A 400-nucleotide genomic window follows, 5' to 3' on the forward strand; every position below is an offset into this window, starting at 1 on the left:
CCATGCCGTCCGCCCGTGTGCAGCGTAGTTGTGCTGCCGCGCACGTGATCAGTCCCCGGCTTCCACGAACAGATCCTCGGCGGCGTCGGCCGTCGCGGCCCGGGTGACCCAGGTGGGGGGGGGCGCGGTCATCGGCACAGGTGCTCGATGTGCTCGCTGAAACTCGGGAACTCCGCTCTGGCCTCGGCGATGATCGTGTGCGCGGGGCGGCGGGGGGTCTCGGCGTAGGCCTCGGCCAAGGCCGTCAGCGGTGCGTTCGGGCGGGAGGCGTGGTCGTCGTACTCGACGGACTCCATAGGGCCCATGCCGTCCGCCCGTGTGCAGCGTAGTTGTGCTGCCGCGCACGTGATCAGTCCCCGGCTTCCACGAACAGATCCTCGGCGGCGTCGGCCGTCGCGGC

At 71.2% G+C, this 400-nt stretch carries 1 protein-coding gene; it reads right to left on the reverse strand.

Annotated elements, in window-relative coordinates; translation table 11 throughout:
• Positions 1-128 precede the first annotated feature (128 nt).
• Positions 129-296 carry a hypothetical protein gene (locus TN53_RS47715; RefSeq protein ID WP_159038300.1) on the reverse strand — a complete coding sequence of 56 codons (168 nt, stop codon included), beginning with the start codon at positions 294-296 and terminating at the stop codon, positions 129-131.
• Positions 297-400: the final 104 nt, after the last annotated feature.

It is taken from the genome of Streptomyces sp. WM6386 (genome assembly GCF_000972385.1).
In the GTDB taxonomy this organism is placed as follows: Bacteria; Actinomycetota; Actinomycetes; order Streptomycetales; family Streptomycetaceae; genus Streptomyces.